Annotated in this window: 20 protein-coding genes; 10 read left to right on the top strand and 10 right to left on the bottom strand. The window is 68.8% G+C overall.

Going from position 1 to position 21,309, the window contains the following annotated elements; translation table 11 throughout:
• Positions 1-160: 160 nt before the first annotated feature.
• Genes HPO96_RS18375 through HPO96_RS18385 form a run of 3 tightly spaced genes read right to left on the bottom strand, consistent with a single transcriptional unit; the run spans position 161 to position 1,879 of the window.
• Positions 161-496, bottom strand: coding sequence for an MmcQ/YjbR family DNA-binding protein (locus tag HPO96_RS18375; protein ID WP_171674727.1), 336 nt, complete (start codon positions 494-496; stop codon positions 161-163).
• A 34-nt stretch (positions 497-530) separates the two neighbouring features.
• On the bottom strand, positions 531-1,382 hold the full coding sequence (locus tag HPO96_RS18380; RefSeq protein WP_171674728.1) for a PASTA domain-containing protein: 852 nt from the start codon (positions 1,380-1,382) through the stop codon (positions 531-533).
• Positions 1,379-1,879 carry a SigE family RNA polymerase sigma factor gene (locus tag HPO96_RS18385; RefSeq protein WP_171674729.1) on the bottom strand — a complete coding sequence of 167 codons (501 nt, stop codon included), beginning with the start codon at positions 1,877-1,879 and terminating at the stop codon, positions 1,379-1,381. Before HPO96_RS18385 ends, HPO96_RS18380 begins: the two co-directional genes overlap by 4 nt.
• A gap of 147 nt (positions 1,880-2,026) precedes the next feature.
• Here HPO96_RS18385 and HPO96_RS18390 point away from each other — a divergent pair, with 147 nt between their 5' ends.
• The 3 genes from HPO96_RS18390 (at position 2,027) to HPO96_RS18400 (ending at position 4,057) form a co-directional block, all read left to right on the top strand.
• Positions 2,027-2,362: a PspC domain-containing protein gene (locus HPO96_RS18390; RefSeq protein WP_171674730.1), complete on the top strand. Its 336-nt coding sequence runs from the start codon at positions 2,027-2,029 to the stop codon at positions 2,360-2,362.
• A gap of 465 nt (positions 2,363-2,827) precedes the next feature.
• Complete coding sequence (locus HPO96_RS18395) at positions 2,828-3,223, top strand: hypothetical protein (protein WP_171674731.1); 396 nt, start codon at positions 2,828-2,830, stop codon at positions 3,221-3,223.
• A gap of 222 nt (positions 3,224-3,445) precedes the next feature.
• Complete coding sequence (locus HPO96_RS18400) at positions 3,446-4,057, top strand: hypothetical protein (RefSeq protein ID WP_171674732.1); 612 nt, start codon at positions 3,446-3,448, stop codon at positions 4,055-4,057.
• A gap of 260 nt (positions 4,058-4,317) precedes the next feature.
• Here HPO96_RS18400 and HPO96_RS18405 read toward each other — a convergent pair whose 3' ends face one another.
• The 3 genes from HPO96_RS18405 to HPO96_RS18415 form a co-directional block, all read right to left on the bottom strand.
• On the bottom strand, positions 4,318-5,013 hold the full coding sequence (locus HPO96_RS18405; protein ID WP_171674733.1) for a hypothetical protein: 696 nt from the start codon (positions 5,011-5,013) through the stop codon (positions 4,318-4,320).
• Positions 5,010-5,600 (bottom strand): RNA polymerase sigma factor, encoded by a 591-nt coding sequence (locus HPO96_RS18410; RefSeq protein WP_171674734.1) that lies wholly within the window; start codon positions 5,598-5,600, stop codon positions 5,010-5,012. Before HPO96_RS18410 ends, HPO96_RS18405 begins: the two co-directional genes overlap by 4 nt.
• Positions 5,601-5,716: 116 nt before the next feature.
• The gene (locus tag HPO96_RS18415) at positions 5,717-6,682 is read right to left on the bottom strand and encodes a glycerophosphodiester phosphodiesterase family protein (protein WP_171674735.1); all 966 of its coding nucleotides are present in this window, start codon (positions 6,680-6,682) and stop codon (positions 5,717-5,719) included.
• 130 nt (positions 6,683-6,812) lie between these two features.
• Here HPO96_RS18415 and HPO96_RS18420 point away from each other — a divergent pair, with 130 nt between their 5' ends.
• Genes HPO96_RS18420 through HPO96_RS18430 form a run of 3 tightly spaced genes read left to right on the top strand, consistent with a single transcriptional unit; the run spans position 6,813 to position 11,432 of the window.
• On the top strand, positions 6,813-7,922 hold the full coding sequence (locus HPO96_RS18420) for a DUF418 domain-containing protein (RefSeq protein ID WP_171674736.1): 1,110 nt from the start codon (positions 6,813-6,815) through the stop codon (positions 7,920-7,922).
• 43 nt (positions 7,923-7,965) lie between these two features.
• Positions 7,966-9,699, top strand: coding sequence for an ABC transporter ATP-binding protein (locus tag HPO96_RS18425; RefSeq protein ID WP_171674737.1), 1,734 nt, complete (start codon positions 7,966-7,968; stop codon positions 9,697-9,699).
• Complete coding sequence (locus HPO96_RS18430) at positions 9,696-11,432, top strand: ABC transporter ATP-binding protein (protein ID WP_171674738.1); 1,737 nt, start codon at positions 9,696-9,698, stop codon at positions 11,430-11,432. The genes HPO96_RS18425 and HPO96_RS18430 overlap by 4 nt, the downstream gene beginning before the upstream one ends.
• On the opposite strand, the gene HPO96_RS18435 is transcribed toward HPO96_RS18430, so the two are convergent.
• Both HPO96_RS18435 and HPO96_RS18440 read right to left on the bottom strand, forming a co-directional pair.
• Complete coding sequence (locus HPO96_RS18435) at positions 11,429-11,971, bottom strand: rRNA adenine N-6-methyltransferase family protein (RefSeq protein ID WP_171674739.1); 543 nt, start codon at positions 11,969-11,971, stop codon at positions 11,429-11,431. The two genes, HPO96_RS18430 and HPO96_RS18435, sit on opposite strands and share 4 nt — an antisense overlap.
• A gap of 61 nt (positions 11,972-12,032) precedes the next feature.
• Positions 12,033-13,214: a CapA family protein gene (locus HPO96_RS18440; RefSeq protein WP_171674740.1), complete on the bottom strand. Its 1,182-nt coding sequence runs from the start codon at positions 13,212-13,214 to the stop codon at positions 12,033-12,035.
• A 149-nt stretch (positions 13,215-13,363) separates the two neighbouring features.
• Here HPO96_RS18440 and map point away from each other — a divergent pair, with 149 nt between their 5' ends.
• Positions 13,364-14,131, top strand: coding sequence for a type I methionyl aminopeptidase (map, locus tag HPO96_RS18445; RefSeq protein ID WP_171675142.1), 768 nt, complete (start codon positions 13,364-13,366; stop codon positions 14,129-14,131).
• Here map and HPO96_RS18450 read toward each other — a convergent pair.
• Positions 14,128-15,132, bottom strand: a complete 1,005-nt coding sequence (locus tag HPO96_RS18450; RefSeq protein ID WP_171674741.1) for an Rv2578c family radical SAM protein — start codon at positions 15,130-15,132, stop codon at positions 14,128-14,130. The genes map and HPO96_RS18450 overlap by 4 nt on opposite strands.
• Positions 15,133-15,169: 37 nt before the next feature.
• Positions 15,170-16,003, bottom strand: a complete 834-nt coding sequence (locus tag HPO96_RS18455; protein ID WP_171674742.1) for an NmrA family NAD(P)-binding protein — start codon at positions 16,001-16,003, stop codon at positions 15,170-15,172.
• Between the two features lie 76 nt (positions 16,004-16,079).
• Here HPO96_RS18455 and HPO96_RS18460 point away from each other — a divergent pair, with 76 nt between their 5' ends.
• The 3 genes from HPO96_RS18460 to HPO96_RS18470 are packed head-to-tail and all read left to right on the top strand — an operon-like array spanning position 16,080 to position 21,298.
• Positions 16,080-16,859, top strand: coding sequence for a TetR/AcrR family transcriptional regulator C-terminal domain-containing protein (locus tag HPO96_RS18460; RefSeq protein ID WP_171674743.1), 780 nt, complete (start codon positions 16,080-16,082; stop codon positions 16,857-16,859).
• Positions 16,860-16,886: 27 nt separating this feature from the next.
• Positions 16,887-18,656, top strand: coding sequence for an HSP90 family protein (locus HPO96_RS18465; protein WP_171674744.1), 1,770 nt, complete (start codon positions 16,887-16,889; stop codon positions 18,654-18,656).
• The gene (locus HPO96_RS18470; RefSeq protein ID WP_171674745.1) at positions 18,653-21,298 is read left to right on the top strand and encodes a tetratricopeptide repeat protein; all 2,646 of its coding nucleotides are present in this window, start codon (positions 18,653-18,655) and stop codon (positions 21,296-21,298) included. Before HPO96_RS18465 ends, HPO96_RS18470 begins: the two co-directional genes overlap by 4 nt.
• Positions 21,299-21,309: the final 11 nt, after the last annotated feature.

A 21,309-nucleotide genomic window follows, 5' to 3' on the forward strand; every position in this document is an offset into this window, starting at 1 on the left:
GCTCATGTCCCGCCCCGCTCCCGGCACCTCATCGGGCCGTCTTCGTACACACCCCAGGGGCAGCCAGCGTTGTCACTCTCGCCCTAGGAGTGCTAACCAAGTATTAGCACTCGCCCCAACCGAGTGCAAGCCGACCACCGCCCGCCCGCGCTGACGCCGGTCAGTCGGGCAGTTGGGCGATGAGGTACTTCGGCGCGGTCAGGCGCCAGGCCTCGGTGAGCAGCTCGGCCACCTCGGCCTCGTCGGCCAGGGCGAGCGTTACGTCGACCCAGGCGAACCGGCCGCTCTCCCAGGAGGGGGCGTAGACCTCGGGGCTCTCCGCGATGAGCGCCTCCTGCTCTTCGCGGAAGGCTTTGACGATCAGCCGCGTCTCGTCCTCCGACAGGTACGCGAACCCCTTCTTGCGCACCTTGAACGCGGGCTGCCCGGCCCACCCCTCGTGCTCCTCGGCCCCGGGCAGCCCCCGAACCAGCTTGTGCACCACCTGCGCGTCCATGCCCTCAGACGCTAGAGGTGCCCACCGACACTTCTCAGCCGACGACTGTGACCTTCACCGGCGCTCCCGGCGCGACCATCGTCCCCGCGGCCGGAGACACCCCGAGCACGGCGCCCGCGGGGTAGTCGGGCTTCTTCACCGTGCTGACCGCCGCTACCAGCCCGAGCCGCTTGAGCTCGTTCTGGTAGGCCTCTGCGGGCTTGGCGCCCAGGTTGAGCGCCTGGAAGCCCGGTACGCCGACCTGGTCGGGTACGACGCGGATCTGCTCCAGGATGCGGTCGACCTCGGCGGCGCTGGTCGAGGACTCCGCCCGGAACCACGCCTTCAGCGACGGGATCAGCACCGAACCGGCGCAGACCGTGCCGGGGTTGGTGGTCACACAAGTCGTCTTCTCCCGCTGGGCCGCGACGCCGTCGATCTCGATCGTCTCCGTCGCCTTGAAGTCGAACCGCGGCTCGGCCCCGAGGTCGATGCTCTCGACGCCAGGACGCCGGGCGATGGCGCACATGGGCTGCGCTCCGACGTCCACCACGACGGTGTCGACCTCCGGCGTACCGCAGCGCAGTTTGTTGGTACCCCAGGTCTTGGGCACCGCCACTGCGGCGTTTCCAACCCCGACCAGCCGCATACCGGCCGGCACGGGCGCAGCAGCCGGAGGCGGCGCCGCAACCGGCGGCTGGTCGATCGGCTTGGCACCCGGCCCCAGCAGGGTCGATCCGCCGATCACGGCGGCGACGGCGACCGCTGTGCCGCCGACTGACCACAGGGCGGTCCGACGGCGCCGGCGGCGGGTGGCTCCGGTGCGCATGGCGGCTACGGGCGGTGGGTTGACGGGTGTCCGGTCGGCGGCGCGTTCGAGGAGCTCGGACAGCTTGTGCTCGTTCATCGGGTTTCTCGCAGTTCTGCCAGGTTCGGGTCCAGAGCCAGGGCTTTCACGGCCCTGGAGAGCCGGCTCTTCACAGTGCCGGCGGCGACGCCCAGGACGGACGCCATCTGCTGCTCGCTGAGGTGCGCGTAGTACCGCAGTACGACGGCTGTTCGTTGCTCGACGGGCAGCTTGGCCAGTGCGCGCTTCAACAGGTCGGCGTCATCGACTCCGGCCGTTTCGTCGGCATCGGCGTGCTCAGGCAAGAACTCCGACGGTTTCTCACCGTGCCAGCGGCGGCGGCGAGAGGTGATGAGGCTGTTGACGAGCATGCGGTGCACGTAGGCGTCCCGATCCTCCGCCGTCCGCACCCGGTTCCACTTCAGCAGGCAGCGCTCCAGCACCGTCTGCACCAGGTCCTCGGCCTCCGCATGCGAGCACCCCAGGAGGACCGCGGAGCGCACCAGGATCGGCCAGCGCGCCGCCACGTACTCCGTGAAGTCGTCTTCCCCGCTCATTCCCGCACCCCTCTGTCGGCGTCCCTCACGGTAAAGACAAGGTGGGCCACGGCCGGGGTTCCACACAAAGTCGTAGGGGTCGGATTCAGGGGCGTCTCGGTACCGATCCCGATGTGGCGGCAGCCCCCGAACGGCGAGAGTTGACTCATGACGAACTCCAACGCACCGTTCTCGAACCTGTCCGGCAAGTCCCTGCGCCGCTCCACCTCGCAGCGCATGCTCTCCGGTGTCTCCGGCGGTTTCGCCGAGTACCTCAACATCGACGTCACCCTGGTCCGCCTCGGCATCGTCGGCCTCACCATCATCACCGGCGGCACCGCCCTCCTCGGCTACGCGATCGCCTGGATCGTCATGCCCGAAGGCGACGGCAAGGCCGTCTGGCAGAACGTCCAGCACTCCGTCAACAACAACCACTCCCAGACCCCCGAGGGCGACATCGCCGCCCGCATCTACGACGACGCCCCCAAGCCCCCGGCCGCATGATGCGGGGCGTCCGCCCAGCGGCGGGGTGAGCGCAGTACGCACCCCGCCGCCCGCACTGTCACACAGCTGCCGTGAGCAGCGATGACCTCGCCACCTGCCCGGACTGCGGGCAGCGGATCCGCGTCAACCGGCAGCCAACCTGCTGGCCGTAGCGATCCTGCTACTCCCTCTGGTCGCCATCGCGGCCGGAGTCGCCCTCCTGGTCTTCTACCGCCCCCTCTGGCTCAGCGTGCCCTTGGCCGCGCTGGCCTTCCTCACAGCCCTCACGTTCCGCCCACGAGCCGCAGACCTCCCCGACGACACCGTCCTGATCCACCGCGACCAGGCCCCGACGCTTTTCGGCCTCCTCGACGAGATCGCCGCCGCCGTCGGCACCCGGTCAGGGTCGCGTTACTGGCCCACGAGTTCGGGCACGGACGCCACAGCGACCAGGCCAGCGGCTGGCTGATCGCCAATGCCTACAACGTGCTGTCCGGTCTGGACGAGACGTTCCGAGACGGCTACCTGGACGGCGTCCGCCGGGAGGAGGGGGTCGAGGACCACACCGGAGCCACACTGGTCGGCCGGACGGTGAATGCGACCGTGGGCGTGCCGGTGCGGGGCCTGGCCGCGGTGTTGACCCGGCTGACGTTGCGGAGCGGGCAGTCACCGAGCTACCGGCTCGGGAGCTCGACCGGCGGCTGCGTGTCAGCAGGCTCCGCGATGTGCGGACGGACGCGACGCATCCGCCGACGTACCTGCGGGCGAGGCTGCTGCGCACGCGACCGGCCACCTCGGCTCGTGTCGCGCTGGGCACGGATCGGTCGCGTGCTGTCGACCGGGAGCTCGCAGCACCTGCTGCCGACGTACTGCGTGCGCTGAAGGGTGAGCTCCAACCCGGGAGGCGGCTGGTTTCAGGGTGGATTCCGGCGCCTTCGACGTGACCGGCAAGCTGCTTTTGGCGGTGTCAGCCGTATTGCGGTGGCCGCTGCCAGAAGCTGCAAATTTCCTGCGGACTATTGGTCCATAAAGGCTGGTGCTGTTGTGTTTGTCGCACAGGGGGTGGATTCCGCCGCTCACTGAATCCAGGGGAGGTTCTGGTTGATGAGGCAACCACTGAGGCGAGTGGTTCAGGTTGTTGGTTTGGGTGCCGCGCTCTGTCTGCCAATGAGCTCAGGGATCGCGTCGGCAGACACTATTGACAGCGCGCAGATCGCACTGTCGGTGTACAACGCGAAGGATCCGGAAGCGGCATTCAATCAGCTGAGTCCGGCTGAGCAGGAAGAATTCGCGGCTCGAATGCAGACGTGGACGTCCGAGGAGGTTTCGAGCGAGTTCAAGCAGGTCGAGCCGACGCCGGAGGAACTGGCCGCGATGGGTCCGGACGGCGCACGGGCCGGCGGCTGCTGGCAGCAGTACAAGTATCAGAAGTGGCGTGACATCGGCATGAACACCGGCGACACGTGGATGACCGCGCACTGGTGCCACAACGGGTCGAGGATCACCAGCTACCGGCTGTCCGACCAGGGCGGCCAGGGCAAGCTGGGTATCAAGTACGAGGGCCTCGGCGCCAAGTACGCCAACAATGTCGGCTGGGAGGTGCGCCAGGGTCAGACATTCAAGTTCAAGATCGGGTGGGCCCACGCCAATCCCTGCATGCAGATCCGCGGCGGGAAAGGCCTGTATTCCTTCCGGGCCAACTGCAATATGAGCTAGTGTTCCGAAGGCTGGTCCGGCTCGCCCGATTCCGGGCGAGTTCGGGCCGGCCCGTCCCATTGCCGGGCCTGGTGATCGCGGCTCACCTTACTGTCCCAGTCGACGTCGTCCGTTCGCCGATTTGATGATCGCACTGCTTTTACCAGACGCCGGAGCAGAACAATGACGGCGAGAACGACCAGGACCAAAAACAGTGCGTACAGCCAGGTGAACTCAAACACGCGCGCGCCTCCGTACCTGCCGAATGGTCAGATCAGGTATCACGGTATCAATTCCTGCAGCACCGTGTTGCTGCGATCCAGGGCGGTCACCGACACCGGTCCAGCCGGCGCCGGCCACCAGGCCAGGAAATATCCGTCGGCCACCGACGCGGTGACCTCCGTACCGTCCGTCGTGGTGACCTTCACGCTGCTGACTCCGGCCGCAACCGGCCCGAACACGTAACGCGCGCCGTCACCCTTGTCCAGCGAGCCCCCATTTCCGAGCAGCTTCACCGAACTACCTGTTGGCAGCGCCTCGGCGTCCACCCGCCCGGTTGAGCGGTTGTCCTGGTCGTAGATACAGACCAGCACACTGGATTCATCGCCCAGCAGTACGGCCGTGAAGTCGCCACGCCCTTCTGCGACCAGCGGCTTGAACCGTGCCGCGTCGACCACCTCGCCGGGCTCGGCTGGGATCGACGACAGGCATGGCTGCAGCCTGGCATCGTCCATCGCAACAGCAGCCCCGTGCGGGACAGCGGTCCACGACGCGTAGGCCGAAGCAGGAAACAGCGCCGAATAGGTCAACACCCCACCGGCAACAAGGGTCACCACCGCAGCCGATCCCTGCGCCAGCAGCCGCCGGCGACCGCGCTGAACCTGGACCGCGCCGGCGAGCGCCGCCTCCCGGGCACGTCGCCTCGCGTCGCCGTCCAGTGCCTTCACCTCGAGAACGGTCTTCTCGAAATCCGTCATGTTGCTCCTCCGATCGCGTGCTGCCCGAACGCGTCCTGTGCGGCCGCGGCGATGAGCTGGCGCGCACGCGACAGCCGGGACTTGACCGTCCCCAACGGCACATCCAGCAGACGGGCAACTTCTTCTTGACCGAGCTCGGCAAACACACACAGCTCGTAGGCGTTGCGGTAGGTCACCGGCAGCGACGCCACCTGCTGCCGCAACCACGCCCGCTGCCGCTCCAGCTCCTCAGCGCGCACAACTTCTTCAGCGATGTCCGGCACTGTCATCAGCACCGGATCAGCCGAGTGCGCCTCGCGGCGCCGGGAACGCTCAGCGCTGCGTGCATGCTTCTGCAGCACCCGCTTGCCGATCGCCAGCAAGATCGGCAACGCCGAATCTCCACGCACCACGAACGACCGCCGCGACCGCCAGGCCTCGACGAACGTCTCCGACAGCACATCCTCGGCATCAGCAGGCGACGCCGCTCGCTGGCAGTAGCGGAACAATCGATCCGCATGGCGATCGAACAGAACACCCAGCGCCGCCATGTCACCAGCTCGCATCGCCTGCCACTGGGCGTCATCACCAGCCGAACCATCGACCATAACCACTTCATACCCGCCGCAGCCCACAAGGTTCCAGCCCGGCGGGCTGCCTCGGTCGACCAGCCCCGATCGGCCGGCAAGCCGGACGTTGTTCTCGGTGCGCTGAAAGGTGAGCTCTAGCCCGGGAGGGCGGCTGGTTTCAGCGTGGTGGCGGCTTGGTCGGGGTGGTCGGTGAAGATGCCGGCGATGCCTAGGCGGGCGAAGCGGGTCAGTTCGGTGCGGAAATCGGTGGCGGTGGGGAGGAAGCGGCGTTCGGCGCGGAAGGTCCAGAGTTGGACGCTGAGGCCGGCGCGGTGGGCTTGGCCGACCAGGCGGGTGGGTTCGCCGAGGGCGCCGGTGGGGGTGCGTGGGATGACCAGGTCTTTGTGGGGGGCCAGGACTTGGGCGTACGTCGCTATGTCGCGCAGGCCGGCCGGTTCGAGGAGGTCGGCGAAGGTGCGGCGGTCGCCGAGGCGTAGTAGGTCGCTGGGGGCGCTCTCAGCATCGATGAGCTGTACCAGCGGCACCCGGGTCATGACGGCGAGGCGGCGCAGGCTGGTGGGCTCGAACGACTGGACCATGATTTCGGCCGGCCGCAGCCGCAGGGCGAGGATGCGTTCGGTCAGCAGCTCTTCGAGCGGCAGGCCGAGGCGACGGAAGTACGCCGGGCGCTTGATCTCCGGGATGACGCCGATCGGACGGCCCAGCCGCAGGGACTCCTGCCGGGCCAGCGCCACCACGTCGTCGAAGGTGGGAATCGCCTCCAGGCCGTCGTACGCCGTGTTCGAGGACCGCAGTGCGGGCATCCGCTCGCGGGCGCGCAGGGTGCGCAGCTCGGCGTAGGTGAAGTCCTCGACGAACCAGCCGGTGACGGCCTCGCCGTCGATCACCTTGGTGATCCGGCGGTCGGCGAACACCGGGCGGTGCGCGACGTCCGTCGTCCCGGAGATCTCGTTCTCGTGGCGGCAGACCAGCACGCCGTCGAGAGTGGCGACCAGGTCGGGCTCGATGTAGTCGGCCCCCTGGGCCGCAGCCAGGCGGTAGGCCGCCGGCGTGTGTTCCGGACGGTACCCGCTCGCTCCCCGATGCGCGATCACCAGCATGGTTCCAGGACAGGCGGCGGACATGGCCCGGTGGGAACTCGTTGCCCAACGCAAGGTGAAGCTCTTTTGATGCGCAAGGAGAGACCGAAGTAGTACCCACGGTGACCGGCCACCGCCTACTGTCGGGGGCATGACGGAGCGCGCCGGAAACCCGCCGACCACCGGTCCGACTGCTACGTCGGCCAGAGCGCTCGGCCCCGATCTGGCCCGCGGAATTCTGCTGTTGTTCATCGCAGTGGCGAATTCACACGGTCTCCTGCAGCCGGCGGGTGTGCGGACCATCCGCGCGATGCCGATCGCCAGTGCGCTGCCGGACCGGGTTGTCGCGTTCCTCGAGACCACACTGGTCGACGGACGCTCGTACACGATGTTCGCCGCGCTGTTCGGCTACGGCGTGGTTCAGATCGCCAGACGGCAGTCCGGCGATTGGAAGAGCACGCGCAAGCTGCTGCGGCGCCGCGCCTGGTGGCTACTGCTCCTCGGCGTCCTGCACGGGACTCTGCTCTACTACGGCGACATCCTCGCCGCGTACGGTCTGATCGCGCTGCTGTTCGTCCCCTTCCTCCGTTTCGGCGACAAGTGGGTGCTGTACGGCGCGGGCGTGATGGTGTTCGTCGGCTCCGGGGTCTACGGCATCCTGTCGATGCCTATCGACCCCAGCACCGACGGTCGCGGGCCCTGGTACTCCATTGCGATCAGTGCGCCGATTCTGCTGCTCACTGCGGCCGGCCCGTTCCTCTTCGGCGTCTGGGCCGCCCGCCGACGGCTCTTCGAGGACGTCGAGCAGCACCGCCCGACGCTGCGTCGCATGGCCGCCATCGGCATCCCGGTGTCGTTCCTCGGCGGCATCCCGCTAGCGCTCTACACCTCTGGTCTGCTGCACGCCACCGATGCCAACGTGCTCCCAGCCGGGGCCCTCCATGCGCTGACCGGTTACGTGGGCGGTCCGGCGTACGCGGCGCTCATTGCGCTCTGGTCGCTCCGAGTACGGCGTACTGCGCTCGTGACCGCCCTCCAAGCGACTGGCCAGCGCTCGCTGACCTTCTACCTCGCGCAGTCCGTGGTCTGGGCGATCGTCTTCACCCTGTTCGGTCTCGGTACCAAGATGGCGCTCTGGCAGGCAGCGCTGCTCGCCGTCGCTACCTGGGCACTGACCGTGGTTCTGGCCGGCTGGATGCGTCGGCGTGGGTTCCGCGGTCCGTTCGAAGTACTGATCCGGCGGCTGACGTATAGGGAGTAATTCGCATGCGCCACGCCGGTGCGCCGACCTAGCCTGAACAGATATGAAGCAGCTGCCACTCGCCGATCCCGGCGTCCCCGATGATCGCTCACCGGCCCGCTATCTGTTGTGGGTCGCGCGCGGGCAGGCGCGTACTCTCGCGGGCGGGATGACGTTCGGCATCCTGTGGATGACAGCTCAAGCGTTCATCCCGGCCATCCTCGGTCTGGCGATCGACCAGGGCGTGGCGGCGCGCGACGGCGACAAGCTGCTGCAGTGGACCGGCGTGCTGTTCGCGGTCGGCGTCCTGCAGGCGTTCGCCGGCATCATGCGGCACCGGTTCGCCGTCACCAACTGGCTGACCTCGGCGTACCGCACAGTTCAGGTCGTCACGCGGAAGACTGCTGACCTCGGCGCGACGCTGCCGAAGCATCTGGCCACTGGAGAGGTGGTCAGCGTCGGTGCGAGCGATCTGGCCTACATCGGCACCCTGATGGAGGTGTCCGCCCGTGCGGCTGGCGCAGTGGTCGCGTTCGGGGTGGTCGCGGCCATTTTGCTGTCGTCGTCGACCGCGCTCGGTCTGGTGGTGCTGATCGGCGTACCGGTGATGCTGTTCGCCCTAGGCCCGATGTTGCGGCCGCTGCACCGGCGGCAGTTCGCGCAGCGCGAGGCGGTCGGCGAGCTGAACTCGCTGGGCTCCGACATCGTCGCCGGTCTGCGGGTGCTCCGTGGCATCGGTGGCGAGGAGTCCTTCTCGCGCCGCTACCGCAGCGAGTCGCAGCGCGTCCGGTACGCCGGCGTCCGCGTGGCTCGGATTCAGTCGGTGCTCGACGCCGCGCAGGTTCTGTTGCCAGGCATCTTCGTAGTGCTCGTCGTCGGGCTCGGTGCGCACTTCGCGCTCCGCGGTGACCTCAGTGCGGGCTCACTGGTCGCCTTCTACGGCTACGCCACATTCCTGGTGCTGCCGCTGCGGACGGTGACCGAGTTCGCCAACCAACTGATGCGCGGACTGGTCGCCGGACGTCGAGTTATCCGCGTGCTCTCGCTGGACTCCGACATCGTTGACCCCGCTCAGCCTGTGCAACTGCCGTCGCAGGGCGACCTGGTCGACCCCGTCTCCGGCATCCGCGCACGCGACGGTCTGCTCACTGCGATCGTCACCGCCGAGCCGGATGCGTACGGCGCCCTGGCGGACCGACTCGGCCGGTACGACGAGGCCAGCGAGGTCCGGTACGGCGGCGTCACGCTGGCGAGCGCGACTCGGGCCGACGTCCGTCGACGGATCCTGGTCAGCGATACCGGCTCCCAGCTGTTCACAGGCAACCTGCGCACCGAACTGGACCCGGACGGCCGCTGGAGTGACGAGGACGTGCTCGCAGCGATCCGTACGGCGTCAGCGGACGACGTACTGGTCGCGCTGGCCGACGGGCTCAACTCTGAGGTCGAAGAGAAGGGGCGGTCGTTCTCCGGCGGTCAGCGGCAGCGTCTGGTGCTGGTGCGGGCGCTGCTCGCCGATCCGTCCGTTCTGGTGCTGGTCGAGCCGACCTCAGCCGTCGACGCACACACCGAGGCGCGGATCGCCGACCGGCTGCACGAGCATCGGGCCGGCCGAACAACCGTCGTACTGACCGGCAGCCCGCTCCTGCTGGACCAGGTCGACGAAGTGCAATTCGTGGTCGCTGGGCGCGTGGTTGCGGCCGGCCGACACCGCGACCTACTGGCGAGCGAACCGCGCTACCGCCGGACAGTGACCCGACAGACCGAAGACGAAGAGCTGACGGAAGGAGTGCGGCGATGAGGCAGATCCTGCCGGTGGCGGGCCCCGCCGAGATCCGCAAACACGCGCGCCGACTGGTCCGTCGGCACCCGCGGGCGCTGGCGATCGCGCTCGCCCTGCACGCGGTCGCGGCCGTCACCGGGCTGGCTGCGCCGCGACTGATCGGCAACCTGGTCGAGGACGTGCAACGCGGGACGACGGTCGGCGCGGTCAACCAGGTGATCCTGCTGATCGCGGCGTTCGTCATCATCCAGTCCCTGCTGACGCGCTGGGCGCGCTACCGGTCGTTCGCCCTTGGGGAGGAGGTCCTGGCCGAACTGCGCGAGGACTTCGTCGACAACGCGCTGGCACTGCCGATCGGCACTGTCGAACGAGCCGGCACGGGTGACCTGTTGTCGCGGACGTCGCGAGACGTCGACACGCTGTCGCGCACCGTCCGGTTCGCCGTCCCGGAGACGATCATCGCGTGTGTCACCGTGCTGTTCGCGGTGACCGCGACGCTGCTGGTCGGCGTCTGGGTACTGCTGCCGTTGCTGGCGATGGTGCCCGTGCTCTGGCTGAGCACCCGCTGGTACCTGCGCCGCGCGAAAGACGGCTACCTGCGTGAGAACGCGGCGTACGCCCAGATGACCAGCTCGCTGGCCGAAACCGTCGAGGGCGCGCGCACCGTCGAGTCACTGCGCCGGTACGACGCCCGCGTCCGCCGGACGGACTCCGACATCCGCGGCTCGTACCTGGCGGAGCGCTACACGCTCGGTCTGCGGACGGTGTGGTTCCCGATGGTCGAGATCGGCTACCTCGTCCCAGTGGTCGGCACGCTGCTGTTCGGCGGCTTCCTGCACATCAACGGCCACGTCTCGCTCGGCGCAGTGACAGCCGGTGTGCTGTACGTCAACCAGCTGATCGACCCGGTCGACCGGCTGCTGCAGTGGATCGACGAGCTGCAGTCCGGCAGCGCCGCCTTTGCGCGTCTGCTGGGTATCAGCGACGTACCGGACGACCGTACGCCGTCCGGTCGCACACCGGATGGCGAGCTGGTCGAGGCGCGGGACGTCCGGTTCTCGTACGTCGATGGCCGGGATGTGCTCCACGGAGTCGAGCTGACTGTGCAGCCCGGCGAGCGGATCGCGATGGTCGGCCCATCCGGCGCCGGCAAGTCGACGCTGGGCCGGTTGGTCGCGGGCATCCACCCACCCCGGACAGGCTCGGTCACAGTCGGCGGAGTCGGGATGACCGAGCTTCCGCTCGACGAGCTGCGCAAACAGGTCGCACTGGTCACCCAGGAGCATCACGTCTTCGTGGGGACGCTGCGCGACAACCTGTCGATGGCGCGCCCGTCGGCGACCGACACCGAGCTCCTTGCTGCCCTGACGGCCGTGGACGCTCGTGAGTGGGCCGAAGCGCTGCCGGACGGCCTGGAGACCCGAGTCGGCTCCGGACAGGTCGCACTGACACCTGCTCAGGCACAGCAGCTCGCGCTGGCCCGGCTGGTGCTCGCCGATCCGCACACCCTCGTCCTGGACGAGGCGACCTCGCTGATCGACCCACGCGCGGCACGCCATCTGGAGCGCTCGCTCGCCGCCGTACTCGAGGGGCGCACGGTCATCGCGATCGCGCACCGCCTCTACACCGCTCACGACGCCGACCGGGTTGCCGTGGTCGAGGACGGCCGCATCAGCGAGCTGGGCAGTCACGACGAGCTGGTTGCCCGCAACGGTTCGTACGCAGCGCTCTGGAACTCCTGGCACGGCTAAGCCCGCCGGAGAACCAGAACTGCTGAGTCGACATGCGGTGGTGGGGTGAACGCCTTGCGGGGAAGGCGAAGCCCCACCGCCGGCTGGTACGAACGCAGCCATCGGTTGGCACCGTGCACGTCACCACGCACATAGCGATTCACCAACTGCCGCTGCAGCACCAGATCAGCCGACACCATCCGGGATCCTCGTGCCAGCAGCAGCTTGAGCAACGCGGCCGAGACGTTGTACGGCGGGCTCGACACGACCCGAAAGGGCCGGGTCGGCAGGCGCAGCTCACGCGCGTCAGCACGAACCACAGTCACCGGAGCATCTGCGAACCGCTGCTGCAACCGATCGGCACGACCCGGATGCAGCTCGACCGCAATCACGCGCGCACCAGCGCGAACCAACGGTGCTGTCAACGCACCGAGACCAGCGCCCACGTCGAGCACGAGCTCACCGGGACGAACCCCAGCGGCGTCGACAACTCGTTGGGCCCACTGGCTATCGAGTGGGTGCCATCCCCAGGCACCCCGCGCCTGCCCGGAGCCGGGCACGACGCACCATCACAAAGTTCGTAAACATGGCGCCGACCCTAGACCGCCAGGCGCGCTGTCCTCAAAGGATTTTCGGTGACGCGCCCAGCGACAGGACGGTCTCGGTCGTCCGCTGCTCCGCAAGGCGCAACCGGGCCGCCTTCGCCGCCGCCAGGCCGCCGCGGGCGAGCTCCCGGCGGACGTCGAGGATGCGGACCGGCAGCACGTCCGTCATCAGCAGCGGCGCATACTCCGCCTCGGCCGTCGTCCACTTGTCGCCGTCACGCTGGAACGTGAAGCGGGTCAGCAAACCCTCAGCGCGAGTACTGGCCGGCTGCCGGTGCGCAGCGACCAGGTTGCCGTGCCCGTACGCGACCCACTTGCCGTTGTGCTGCTCCATCGGCTGGACGACGTGCGCGTGGTGGCCGACGATCAGATCAATGTTGCTGTCAGCAAGGAGTTGCGGCGCCAGGTCGCGTTGCTGCTCGTTGATCCGCGATGAGTACTCCGTCCCCCAGTGACAGCTGACCACGACAATCTCGGCGCCGCGATCACGGGCCTCCTTGGCCATCCGCGTGATGGCCGCGACGTCGAGCTTGCCGGCCCGCCAGGTCTGGCCCTTCGGATACGGCAGTCCGTTGAACCCGAACGTGTACGAGAGTGACGCGATCTTCGCCCCGCGGACGTCGACGATCGTGGGCGTCTCCGCCTCCTTGCGATCGCGGGCCATCCCGGAGGTCTTCATCCCGGCGCGCTCCAGCGTCGCCAGGGTGCGATCCACCCCGGCGGCGCCGGCGTCGAAGCTGTGATTGCTGGCCGTGGTGCACAGGTCGTACCCGGTCTGCTTCAGCGCGGTCGCGATCTGCGGCGGCCCCTGGAAGAGCGGGTATCCCTTGTACGGCCCGCCGAGCGGAGCGAGCGGCGTCTCGACATGCGCGATGGCCAGATCGGCCTTCCGCACCAGCGGCTTCACGCTCGCCAGCAACGGTGCGAAGTCCCACATACCGCCGCTGCCGTCGCGGCGCGCCGTTGTCCAGAGCCGTTCGTGCAGGAGAACGTCGCCGGTGGCAACGATCGCCAGCCGATCGGGCCGATCCCCGGCCGGCGGCGGCACACTCGGCGGCTGCGCCCCCGGCGGACCGACCGAACCGCCGTCCGTCGGCGGATCGACCGGACGGACGCCGACATCCGCACAGCCGCCGGCGACAGACACGCCTGCCCCCGCAAGGATCGCGCCGAGCACCGCGCGCCGTCGTACCGTCATCATCGCTCCCCAGGCTGGCGATCAGTTCGCCCTCCCAGACGACGCGACGCGCGGCCGAGTTCGCTCGGTGACCCGATCGTGTCCTCAATGACCGGAAACGGCCGCTACCTTGTGCGGGTACAGCTGTCACTGAGGGTTGAGGAATGACGATGGTCGAGCTGAAGTCGGCGACGGAGATCGAGCAGATGCGCGCGGCCGGGCGCGTCGTCGCGACCGCGCTGGCCGCGGTGAAGAAGCAGGCCGCGGTCGGCGTCTCGCTGCTCGAGCTCGACGAGACTGCCCGCGACGTGCTGCGCTCGGCCGGCGCGGTGTCGACGTTCGACGGTTATCAACCAGGTTTCGCTGGGACTCCCTTCGTCGGTGTGATCTGCACCTCGGTGAACGACGCCGTCCTGCACGGCCTGCCGTCGAACTACCGGCTGGCCGACGGCGACCTGCTGAACGTCGACTGCGGCGCCTCCCTCGACGGCTGGTGCGGCGACTCCGCGATCAGCTTCTGCGTCGGCACTCCACGCCCGCAGGACCTGGAGCTGATCGAGACCACCGAACGCGCGCTCGCCGCCGGGATCGCCGCAGCGCTGCCCGGTAACCGTCTCGGCGATGTCGGCGCCGCGATCGGCCGGATCGGCGCGGCCGCCGGGCTCGGCACCAACCTCGACTTCGGCGGCCACGGGATCGGCCGCCGGATGCACGAGGAGCCGCATATCGCCAACAACGGCCGCCCCGGCCGCGGCTTCAAGCTCCAGCCCGGACAGACCTTCGCGATCGAGCCCTGGTTCTGGACCGGGCCGGGATCGACCTACCTCATCGACCCCGACGGCTGGACGCTACGCTCCGCCGACCGGACGCGCGGCGCCCACGCCGAGCACACTATCGCTGTCACCGCCGACGGCCCGCAGATCCTCACCTTGGTCTAGAACAACGCCTCTTGGGCCGGCGGCGCCTGTTTCTCCCGCACGACCGCACGGTGGTAGGCAGGACGGGCAAACCCATGTTTCGTGAGCAGCGGACGAACCTTCTGCTCGAAGGCCTTCCGGAAGCTCGGTGCGGCATACGCCCCGTGGGCATAGAGGGATTCGTACCGCGCGACCAGCTCGGGATGGTCAGCGGCCAGCCAGGCCATGAACCACTCCCGAACCCCCGGCCGTAGGTGCAGGACCAGCGGAGTCACCCCAGTCGCCCCGGCGGCAGCCAGCTCCCCGAGGAGCTGATCCAGCTGATCGGCGGAGTCCGTCAGCCAGGGCAGGATCGGCGCGACCATCACGCCACAGGGCAGCCCTGCCGCGCGCACCGCGCGAATCAGCTCCAGCCGGCCGCGCACCGACGGCACGCCGGGCTCCAGCCGCCGGCGCAGCTCGTCGTCGCCGAGCGCCAGCGACACAGCAATCCCGACCGGGACGTCGACGGCCGACAGTTGCTCCAGATCGCGCCGCAGCAGCGTCCCCTTGGTCAGGATCGAGAACGGCGTTCCCGATCCTGCCAGCGCCGCGATGATCCCCGGCATCAGCTGATAGCGGCCCTCGGCCCGCTGATACGGATCGGTATTGGTGCCCAGGGCAACCTGCTCCCGGGCCCACGACGGTCTCGCCAGCTCCCGCCGGAGCACCTCGGCGACATTCGTCTTGACCACGATCTGACGGTCGAAGTCGAGCCCCTGGTCGAGCTCGAGGTACGTGTGGGTCGGCCGGGCGAAGCAGTACCGGCAGGCGTGGCTGCAGCCGCGGTACGGGTTGACCGTCCAGCCGAACGGCAACCCGCCCCCGGGCACCGAGTTCAGCGCGGAACGCGCCAGCACCTCATGGAACGTGACCCCGCGGAACTCCGGCGTGGTGACCGACCGGACCAGGCCCGCGATCGACTGCAGCCCGGGCAACGCCCCGGCCATCTCCGCGTCGATTCGCTGACCAGCCCACCTCATGACGCACAGTCGAACATATGTTCGACTGGATTTCAAATCAGGCGAACACCGCCGCGTTCCGCGCCGCCCATTCCGCGTACGTCGTCGCGGGCCGGCCGGTCAGATCGGCCACCGTGGACTCGGGCGTCATCGGATACTCGGCCATCATCCGGAACCCGTCCAGCAACCATTGCGCCGTCTCCAGCCCGGTTACGGGCGTCAGCTGGTCGAGGTACTCCTGCGGGGTCTGCTCAATGAACTTCAGCGGGCGACCGATTGCGGCCGCGATCAGCTCGACCTCCTGCGGTTGCGTCAGCGCCTCCGGGCCGCTCATCACCAGCTTCTGCCCGGCGAAGCTCTCACTGAGCAGTACTACCCGCGCCACCGCAGCGATATCGACGAGGTCGATCGGAGTCTGCACCGCGTCGGCGTACGGCGCGCGCACGACCCCTTCGGCCCGGATCATCGGCGCCCAGTCCAGCGTGTTGTTCATGAACTGCCCTGGCCGCAGGAAGGTCCACTCGAAGCCGGCCTCCTCGATCGCCCGCTCCAGCCGGTAGTAGTGCCACGTCGACGGATCGCCCTGCGCCTCATAGTCCGCCGGCTCACCAGACAGCACCACGACGCGCCGCACGCCCGCCTCCTGCGCGCACCGCACGAAGTCATCGACGTACGCCGGTAGCGGCGCCAGGTAGACCGTGTCGACACCGGCGAGCGCCGCCGGCAGCGTCTCCGGCCGCCCGAGGTAGCCGTGCGCGACGTCGACTCCAGCAGGCAGCGCCGCCCGCTTCGGATGGTTCGTGAGCGCCCGGACCGGCGCCCCGGCCGCCACCAGCTCGTCGACCAGCAACCGCCCGACACTCGCGGTCGCACCCGTCACCAGGATCGTCATTCGTCGTTCCCCTCCCACCTCGGCATCAATTCTCGTAGGGTATACGAGAATTGATTTCAGCGCCTATGGTTGCCCTGTGACGGTCAGGCGCAGCGCGGAGGGTCGACCCGACCGCGCCCTCGCACTCCTCTGGCGCAACCACCGCCCGCTCGCCGTCAAGGCCAAGGGCCGCCGGCCGTCGCTGGACGTCGACGAAGTGGTCGCGACCGGTATCCGGCTGGCCGACAGCGACGGTCTGACGGCCGCATCGATGGGCGGTGTCGCCAAAGAGCTCGGCGTCGGCACGATGACCCTCTACACCTACGTCCCCTCGAAGGACGAGCTCCTGGAGCTGATGGTCGACCAGGTCCTCGGCGAGCGCGAGCTACCCGGCCCTGACCAGCGTCCGGCCGGTTGGCGCGCCCAGGTCGCGCTGTACGCCGACGAGACCCGTGCGATGTTCCGACGGCACCCCTGGCTGTCTCAGGTATCCCCTATCCGTCCACCGGTCGGTCCGGGCATGCTGGCCGGCCGTGAGTACCTGCTGGCCGTCATGAGCACGCTGGCGCTCAGTCCGCGCGACATCAACATCGCAGCGGTCACCGTGACGTCGTACGTCGACTCCGCAGCCAGTCTGGCGGCGGAGAGTGCGCTGATCGAGCGCACCACCGGTCAGAGCCACGATGCGTGGTGGACCGACCGCTCCGAGCTGTGGGAGACGTACTTCGATGTCGAGCGGCATCCGGCGATGACAGCGGTATGGAACGCCGGCGGCTTCGACGCGGGCCCGGTCGACGTCGCGGCGGAGTCGTACCAGTACGGCCTGGAGCGGCTGCTGGACGGTATCGAGGCCAAGGCGGGACCAGCCATGACATAGGTTGGCGGCGACACGAGGGGGTAAGGGGTGAGCGAGAACTTCCAGGTCGACCTACAGGGGATCGTCGACTTGCTGAGCAACCACCTGTACAGCAGCCCGCGGGTGTACCTGCGAGAGCTGCTGCAGAATGCCGTCGACGCGATCACCGCACGTCAGGCCACCGAACCCGACGCACCGCGCCGGATCGACGTCCGGACCGCCGAGAACGAGCTGAGCATCGCCGACACCGGTATCGGCCTCCTGCCGGATCAGGTGCGCGAGTTGCTCGCCACCATCGGCCGCAGCTCGAAACGCGATGAGATCGGGTTCGCCCGGTCGGAGTTCCTCGGCCAGTTCGGTATCGGCCTACTGTCGGCACTCATGGTCGCCGACGAGATCGAGGTCGTCACCCAGCCCGCCGGCGGCCCCGCCACGCGCTGGATCGGTACTGCGGACGGTCGCTACACGATCGCCGCCACAGCGGACCGCTCCGAGCCCGGTACGACGGTGACGCTGAAGGCCCGGCGTGGCGCCGAGCAATGGTACAAGCCGGCCACTGTCGTCGAGCTGATCCGGTTGTTCGGCGCACTGCTGCCGCTGGAGATCCGGGTCGACGGCGAGCAGGTGACCGATGGCAAGGCACCCTGGGAGAACGCTGGCGCCCTGCAGCGCGCCGAGCTGGTCGGCTATGCGCAGGACAAGCTCGGCTTCACTCCGTTCGACGTCATTCACCTGAACAACCCGGCCGCTGGGCTGACCGGTGTCGCCTTCGTGCTGCCGTTCGCGGCCAACCCCGCCGAGCGCGCGACGCACCGGGTGTACCTGAAGCGAATGCTGCTGGCCGAGCATGTCGAAGGCCTCCTGCCGGACTGGGCGTTCTTCGTCCGCGCGGTCATCGACACCTCCGAGCTGCGGCCGACTGCGAGCCGGGAGGCGCTGTTCGACGACGGCACGCTGGAGGCCACTCGGGACGCGTTGGGCGAGCAGCTGCGCGGCTGGCTCGTTCGCCTCGGCAATACCGACCCCGCCAAGCTGGACCGGTTCCTCGGCATTCACCAGCTCGGTGTGAAGGCCCTGGCCCTGCACGACGACGAGATGCTCCAGCTGGTGCACCGCTGGCTGCGCTTCGAGACCAACCACGGCCGCATGACCACAGCGGAACTGCAGCAGCGCAGCGATCGTATTCGGTACGTGACAACCGTCGAGGAGTTCCGCCAGCTCGCAGCGGTCGCAGCTGCGCAGCAAATCACCGTTGTGAACGGCGGCTACACCTACGACAGTGAGTTACTCGCACGGCTGCCGGAGGTCGTGCCCGACCTGGTCACCAGCCGGTTCGACCCGTCCGAGCTCAGCACAAGTTTCGACAGTCTCGATCCCGAGTCCGAGCTGCGGCTGCGCCCGTTCGTCCAGGCGGCCCAGGATGCACTGGATTCGGTCGGCTGCGAGGTGGTGCTCCGCGCATTCGAGCCAGCTCAACTACCTGCGCTCTATCTGGTTGACCGGTCGGCACAGTTCGCAAGTGAGCTCCGCTCCACCAAGGACCGCGCGGATGCGCTGTGGGCCGAGGTGCTCGGTGCCCTCGACACCCACGACGACAGCAGACCACAGCTCGTCCTGAACTACCGCAGTCCGCTCGTCCGCCGGATGGCGTCCCTCGACGACCCAGAGCTGACCCGACTGGCGGTGGAAGGCCTGTACGGCCACGCACTGATGCTCGGCTACCACCCGATCACCCCGGCCGACTCGGCCCTGGTGAACCGCTCCTTCCTCGGCCTGCTCGACCAGGCTGTGCCCACCACGGAGGAACCGACCGTATGAACCCGGAACTGATCGACCTGCTGCAGCGCGCCGAGGGCGCGCCATACGGCAAAGTCCGGTCGGCCCTGCTCGAGGACGTCGTCCGCCGGGCGGATGCGGCGAGCGAGGCGGAGCTGGCGTTCTACAGCCGGCTGCAGCTCGTCACGGCCTACGTAATGGGCGGCGAGCCGCGGAAGTCGCTGGTGCCGTTCGCCCGCTGCGTCGCCGACTGGGACGCCGAGCCGGAGCGGTACCGCGATCACTCGCACGCCTTCCATTGGTGCTACAAATACGCGCCCAGCACCCTCGCCAAGTTCCCCGAAGTGCCGCTGGACCGCGCCTACGCCGTTCTGGACGACATGGAGCAGCGGTGGCGGCTCAGTGGCCACAGCATGCACGCAGTGCACCAGCACCGCTGGCTGGTCGCGCACCACATCGGTGACACCTCCACAGCCGCGGAGCAGTTCCGGCTGTGGTCGACCGCGCCGCGCGACGACCTCTCCGACTGCATCGGCTGCGACCCGACGTCCAAGGTGCATCACCTGACCCACGTCGGTCAGACGGCGGACGCCGTCGCGTTGGCCACGACAGTGCTCGACGGCCAGCTCACCTGTGCGGAGCAGCCGCAACAAATGCTGACGGCGCTGCTCCCCGCCTATGTTGCCGAAGGCATGTACACCGAGGCCGTCGACGCCCATCGCAAGGGCTACCGGCTGCTGCGCGCCCGTGTCGGCGAGCTGAGCGAGCACGCAGACCACGTCGCCTTCCTGGCCCGAACAGGTAACGAGCTCAAGGCAGTTGAGCTGATCGAGCGCCACGCCGCCGAGCTGGCCGAGCCGCCGTCGCCCTGGGCCGAGATGAGCTTCGCTGCCGCCGCTGCGAACGCGCTGAGCCGCGTCGACAGCGACCTGGCGATTCGGCAGCCACAGGCGCCGTCCGTACCGGCCGCGGCTTTGGCTGAGCAGCTGACGGCGCGGGCGCTGGAGTTGGCCGCGCAGTTCGACACCCGGAACGGTACGACGTACCGCAGCGAGCAGATCCAGGCAGTGCTGGCCGCTGAGCCCTGGGTGGAGTACCTGCCGCTGTCGGAGACCGCCCGGCGCGCACAGTTGCGTCAGCAGGCTCAAGCCGACCAGCAGGCCACGCCGGAGCGCCCTGCCGACACCACACCGGTCTCTGGCCGCGGTTGGCTCGACCGCGCCGAGGACGCCTGGGTGCGCTTCTCGCCCACAGAGGCGGGCGAAGCCTGGCAGGCATTCGAGCGTGAAGTGCCGGAAAGCGAGTGGACGCCGTTCGACCGCGCCCGGGTGCTGGACGGGCGCGGTCTGCTCAGCGACGATAGCCAGCAGCAAGAAGCGGCCTGGGGCGAGGCCCTGGAGCTGTACTCCGAGCTTGGCGACGAGAACCGCGTGCTGCGGGCGCGGGCCCGGATCGGCCGGTTACTAGTGGAGCGCGGCGAGGGCGACCAGGGTCTGGCCATCGCAGAGGAGCCACTGCGGCGGCTGGCCGAGACCGACGACCCGGAGCGCCGCGCAGGCTGGCGGGACTCGCTGGCCATCATCTACATGCATCTGGAGCGCGGTGACGACGCCATCCGCGAGCTGCAGGCCTTCGGCGGCGAGCTGAGCCCGAACAGCGCAATGCTGCTCTGCAACCTGCTCATGCAGACCGACCGGCTCGAAGAGGCGGAGGCGGCGGCGGACGTCGCGGTCACCAGCAAGATCGACCCGCAGCGGATGTTCGCCTACTACCTGCGCGGTCGGCTCCGCATCGCGAGCGACCGGCCCGCCGATGCCGTGGACGACCTGATCGAATCGATCGCGATCGCGTCGACGCTGCCCGATATGGAGGTCCATCGGGTCGGGGCGCAGATGCTGCTGGCCCAGGCCTACCTGTTCAGCGGTCGGCCGCTGGAGGCGGCCGAGAACGCCGAGGAGATCCTGCCTGCCGTTGCCGACGACCCGCAGGCGCTCGCCGAGACCCGCGGCATGCTGCTCGACGCCTACCGGATGCTGGGCGAGCGGGAAGCCGCACTGGCGAAAATCCACGAACTGCTGGCCGACATCCCCGAGGACATCGAGCCGGTCCGACTGGCCTCCATCCGGCAGGAGGAGGGCATCCTGCTCGAGCAGCTCGACCGGGACGAAGAGGCGGTCGAAGTCTTCCTGGCTGCCGCGCAAGGGTTCGCCGACGCCGGTGAGCCGATCCAGCTCACGCAGGCCGTTCGACTGGCGGCGCAGTCCGCCCGCTACATCGGGGCCCACGACCGGGGTATCGCGCTGATCGAGTCCGCGCAGGAGGTGCTGCAACAGCTCCCGGCCGACAACCCCGACGTCCTGTTCCAGTCCGCCGGCACCTACTGGGACCTGGCACTGATCGCGCTGCAGCAGGGCAAGGTGCCGACTGCGGTCGAACACGCCGATGAGGCCGCCGACCGGTACGAGCAGGGCGGGTACGAGGAGCAGTACCTCAACGCGCAGCTGCTGCTCGCCGAGCACGGCACCGAAGACGAGAAGGCCCTGGAGGAGCTCTTCGGAGAGCTGCCCCAGGGCACTGACCTCTGGTTCCGCACCGGCTACCTGTTGGTCGACCGGCTGCGCGCCGTCAGCCGCGCTGGCGACGCCACCGCCCTGGAGACTCGCCTCAACAGCGCCAACAGCTGACGCGAGCCGAG

Origin of the sequence: Kribbella sandramycini (assembly GCF_013131805.1) — a bacterium.
GTDB classification, from domain to species: domain Bacteria; phylum Actinomycetota; class Actinomycetes; order Propionibacteriales; family Kribbellaceae; genus Kribbella; species Kribbella sandramycini.